This is a genomic window from Methylibium sp. T29-B (assembly GCF_000576225.1).
Lineage (GTDB): Bacteria > Pseudomonadota > Gammaproteobacteria > Burkholderiales > Burkholderiaceae_C > Methylibium > Methylibium petroleiphilum.
This window is the reverse complement of record NZ_AZSN01000304.1, coordinates 1-2,316: the sequence shown is the minus strand read 5'-3', so window position 1 is coordinate 2,316 and position 2,316 is coordinate 1. Positions and strand designations below refer to the sequence as shown.

Here is a 2,316-nt window from a genome sequence, read left to right as displayed (position 1 = left end):
CCCAGCCGGCGAGCAGCGCGCGGTTGGCGGGCGATTCGGCGGCGGCGGTCTTGCACACCGCGTCGACCCACGGTGTGGTCTCGGCGTGCCACTCGTTCGGGAAGGTCAGCAGCATCCCGAAGGCCGGCGCGCCGGCCGCGGCCAGCGCCTGCTCGAAGCGCTGGTAGACCATCGGGTAGAGCAGCCCGTCGTGCACCAGGTTCTGCGCGACGAACAGCTCGAACCAGTCGTCGACGATGAACAGGTGCTCGACCGCCGAGCGCAGCGGCTGCCAAGCCGCATCCTCCAGCCACTGCTGCTTGGCGGCGGCGAGCGAGGTGCCCAGGTTGCCATCGATCAGCAGCCCGATGCGCGACAGCAGTTGCGCCAGGCCGAGCCGGTCCATCGTCGCGAACATCGTCGCGTTGGTCAGCGCCGCGCCGTAGGCCCAGCCGGTGATGGCGCTGTTGTTCATGTTCGCGCCCCACTCGTAGTGGCGCAGCGGCAGCAGCGCGGCGGCGACACGCTCGCGCAGGCCGTCGGACAGCGTGGCGAGCAGGCCACGCTTGTCGAAGTAGTCGAACTGGCCCTCGGCGACCTCTTGCTGGTGCGCGCGGGTCGTCGTGTAACTCATGTAGAAGAACTGGCGCGGGTCCTTAAGCGCGTACCAGTCGGCCATCACGACCGCCGTACGGCTGGCGTCGAAGATCTCCTTGTCGGCCTGCCACAGCGGCCGGTAGTGGAAGTTCTCGACCTCCTGGATGTCGTAGGTGGCCTCCTGGTAGCGCGACGCCGGCTTGTCGCCGAAGCGCGCGGCCAGGTGCGTGAAGGTGTTGCGCAGCGGCTTGGTGTCCGAGGTCTTGATCTCAACGTGCATGCGGTTTCCTCCTGCTGCATGCATCCTCCTACGCAACCGGCGTGCCAGCCCCAGGCGTCCGGGTTCGCGCCGATTCGCGGGATAACCCGAGCGTGGACCTGCTCAGAACATCAAATCGGCAGTGCCGGCGCGGCGAGCTGTGCGCCAAATGAGCAAGTCATACCGTCAAGGTATCGGGGCCGCCGCCGACGGTATTGAACGGCTGCGCGTCCCGATTCCTACACTGCGGCGAGTCCTTCCGAGAGGCCCCCTTGCGCAGCGTCCATCACTTCATCAACGGCGAGTTCGCGAGCTCCGCGAGCGGCCGGACCTTCGACAAGCGCTCGCCGCTCGACAACACGGTGATCGCGAGCGTCGCCGAGGGCGGCGTGGCCGAGATCGACGCGGCGGTGAGCGCGGCCCGCGGCGCGCTCCATGGCGACTGGGCCAAGCTCGGCGCCGAGAAGCGGCTCGCGATGCTGCACGCGGTGGCCGACGAGATGACGAGCCGCTTCGACGACTTCGTCGCCGCCGAGGAAGCCGACACCGGCCAGCCCCACCATGTGATTGCGCATGCCTTCGTGCCGCGCGGCGCGGCCAACTTCAAGATCTTCGCGGACGTCGTCAAGAACGTTCCGACCGAATCCTTCCAGACCGAGACGCCCGACGGCCGCGGCGCGCTGAACTACGCGATCCGCAAGCCCAAGGGCGTGATCTGTCCGTGGAACGCGCCGCTGCTGCTGATGACCTGGAAGGTCGGCCGGGCGCTGGCCTGCGGCAACACCGTGGTCGTCAAGCCTTCGGAGGAGACGCCGCTGTCGGCCGCGCTGCTCGGCGAGGTGATGAACGCCGTCGACGTGCCCAGGGGCGTCTACAACGTCGTGCACGGCTTCGGCCCCGGCTCGGCCGGCGAGGCGCTGACGCGCCACGACGGCGTCGACGCGATCACCTTCACCGGCGAGACGCGCACCGGCGCGGCCATCATGAAGGCGGCGGCCGACGGCCTCCGCGACGTGAGCTTCGAGCTCGGTGGCAAGAACGCCGGCATCGTGTTCGCCGATGCCGACTTCGACAAGGCGGTGGCCGGTATCACGCGCAGCGCGTTCGAGAACTGCGGCCAGGTCTGCCTGGGCACCGAGCGCGTCTACGTGCAGCGGCCGATCTTCGAGAACTTCGTGCAGGCGCTCAAGGCCAAGGCCGAGGGCTGAAGATCGGCCCGTCGGAGGAGCCGGGCGTCGGCCTGGGCCCGCTGATCTCGGCCGAGCACCGCGACAAGGTGCTGGGCTACTACCGCAAGGCGGTGGAGCAGGGCGCCACCGTCGTCACCGGCGGCGGCGTGCCGAAGATGAGCGGCGCGCTGGCCGAGGGCCACTGGGTGCAGCCGACCATCTGGACCGGCCTGCCGGAGTCGGCGGCGGTGATCCGCGAGGAGATCTTCGGGCCCTGCTGCCACATCGCGCCGTTCGACACCGAGGAGGAGT

Annotated in this window: 1 protein-coding gene and 1 pseudogene; one reads left to right on the top strand and one right to left on the bottom strand. The window is 69.2% G+C overall.

Features of this window, described 5'->3' with window-relative positions; genetic code table 11:
* A partial coding sequence (locus Y694_RS21405; RefSeq protein ID WP_036236480.1) for a phenol hydroxylase occupies positions 1-856 on the bottom strand: 856 nt, incomplete at its 3' end.
* A 251-nt stretch (positions 857-1,107) separates the two neighbouring features.
* On the opposite strand from Y694_RS21405, the pseudogene Y694_RS21400 reads away from it, so the two are divergent.
* Positions 1,108-2,316: pseudogene (locus Y694_RS21400) on the top strand (aldehyde dehydrogenase family protein); the annotation flags it as partial.